Source organism: Mesorhizobium sp. M7A.F.Ca.CA.004.12.1.1 (assembly GCF_003997835.1).
In the GTDB taxonomy this organism is placed as follows: Bacteria; Pseudomonadota; Alphaproteobacteria; order Rhizobiales; family Rhizobiaceae; genus Mesorhizobium.
On record NZ_RZRK01000928.1, the window covers coordinates 1 to 2,224 of the forward strand.

The 2,224-nt window shown below is 61.2% G+C and carries 2 protein-coding genes and 1 pseudogene; all 3 read left to right on the top strand.

From position 1 onward, the window contains the following. Positions 1–248: pseudogene (locus tag EN984_RS31830) on the top strand (hypothetical protein); the annotation flags it as partial. Between the two features lie 20 nt (positions 249–268). Beyond that, complete coding sequence (locus EN984_RS31835; protein ID WP_256754973.1) at positions 269–1,261, top strand: acyltransferase; 993 nt, start codon at positions 269–271, stop codon at positions 1,259–1,261. Further along, a partial coding sequence (locus EN984_RS31840; RefSeq protein WP_127384229.1) for an SGNH hydrolase domain-containing protein occupies positions 1,255–2,224 on the top strand: 970 nt, incomplete at its 3' end. The genes EN984_RS31835 and EN984_RS31840, both read left to right, overlap by 7 nt.

Sequence of the window (2,224 nt, forward strand, 5' to 3'; positions counted from 1 at the left end):
GCAACTGGCCGGTGCTCTACAGATCGATCGATCCGGCGCTGGTTCGGTTCGCCGAAAACAAATCGCTTCGCTTCGGCGCGGGACATGATCAATCCGAGGATTTTTTCATGGTGGTCGATGGCTGGCTGCACGTGACTAACGCCTCGAACTGGAGGCGACAGCAGGTTGACAGGAGCGAACACATTCTCGCGCTGTTGCGGCAAGCCGGCGGTCCCGACCAGCCGGATGTGAAGTTCGAGCCGATCTGAAATCAGGTCTGAGGCGGGTGGTGTTGACAGAAAACGCTGAGGGGCCTGTTGCATTGCGGCCTGAAATCCAGGGGCTGCGTGGCATAGCCGTTGCCCTGGTGGTGGTTTTCCACATCTGGCCCGCGGTTCTTCCTGGCGGGTATGTCGGGGTCGATGTGTTCTTCGTCATCTCGGGCTATCTCATCACCGGTCTGCTTGCCCGCATGGCGCTGCGCGACGGCCGCATCTCGCTGATGGCCTTTTATTCGCGGCGAGTGCGGCGACTGCTGCCGACTGCGATCCTGGCCCTTCTTGCCACGCTCGCCGGAACGCTGGTCTTCCTGTCCATGGCACGTTGGGAAGAGACGGCAATCCAGGTCGCTGCCAGTGCGCTCTATGTGCAGAACTGGCGGCTTGCCTGGCAGGCGGTCGACTATCTCGGCGCCGAGGAGGCGGCGAGCCCGGTACAACATTACTGGTCTCTATCCATCGAGGAGCAGTTCTATATCGTCTGGCCATTGCTGATGGTGGCAGGCCTTTGGCTGGCGCGCCGTCTCGGGCGGCCAGCGAAAGACGTATTCCTCGTGGGGCTGACCGCGGTTTTTGCCGGATCGCTGATCAGCTCGGTTGTCATCACCCGGAGCGATCCGGCCGCCGCTTATTTCGTAACCCATACCCGTCTGTGGGAGCTGGCGCTCGGTGGCCTGCTGGCGCTGACGGTCCATCGGTTCAGGGCAGGGCTGCCATTGCGCGCCGCAATGGCGATGACCGGTATTGGCGCCATCGGGTTTTCAGCGCTTTTCTTTTCCGCCTCGACGTCATTTCCTGGCGCTCTTGCCTTGCTGCCGACCTTGGGGACGGTGCTCATCATTGCCGCCGGCGGCATCAAACTGGGCCGGTTCGCGGACTTGATGCCAGCATCCTTTGCTATGTCGGCGACCGGTCGTATTCGATCTACCTCTGGCATTGGCCGCTGGTTGTTTTCTATTCGGCGCATCGCCCCGCGGCCGGGCTCCTTGCAGGTCTCGTGCTGATCGCCCTGACGCTGGCAATCTCGGATCTTTCCTACCGATATGTCGAACAGCGCTACCGGCAGCCGCGGTCGGATACGGAACGGAAACCTCTGGCCTATGCCACTGCCGCCGTTGCCGTCTGCGTGATGATGTCGGGTGGGCTCGGCTATGCGCTCGACAGGAAAGACGTCGATATCAGCCTGATCGGGACACCGAATTATCCAGGGCCGGCAGCGCTTCTTGCCAACGCTTCGGTTCCGCGCGACGTGCAACTGCTGCCATCCCTCGGCAAACTCAGGCGTGACGTACCGATCGTCTATCGACTGAAATGCCATCAGGAGCAGGACAGCACGCAAGCTGTGGGCTGCCAGCTCGGCGATCCCCAGGGAACCAGAACCATTGTCGTCGCAGGCGATTCACACGCAGCACAATGGATCCCGGCCATCGACAAGATTGCCAGGGACCGCAAGTGGAAATTGGTCACCTTCACCAAGGCTGCATGCCCTTTCACCCTTGCCGCGGTGACGGATGAAGGTAAGCCGTATGAGGCCTGCGCAACATGGCGCGACAACGTTCGCGCCGAGATCAGGAAATTGCGGCCAGACCTGATGTTCACCAGCCAGTCTCGCTATTCCGACACACCGGAGCCGGCAATGATCGACGGTTTGCGCAGCATCTGGAGCGACTTGAACAGAACGGGCGTGCGTATTATCGCCATTCGGAACACGCCTTTCGTCAAGTTCGATCCCGGTGATTGCCTGGCCGCCGATGCCGACAAATGCGTCAACGCGCGACAGGAGGTGGAGACGAGCGATGTCTTCGCCCTCGCCGCAGGGGCATTGCCGGGGGTCCGTGTCGTTGACATGAACGATGCCTTATGTGGCAAGGACAGCTGTTCGGCCGTGGTCGGCAACATCATCGTCTGGCGCGACCATCACCATATGACGGCCACCTATGCGCTGGCGCTGGCGCCCTATCTGGCGA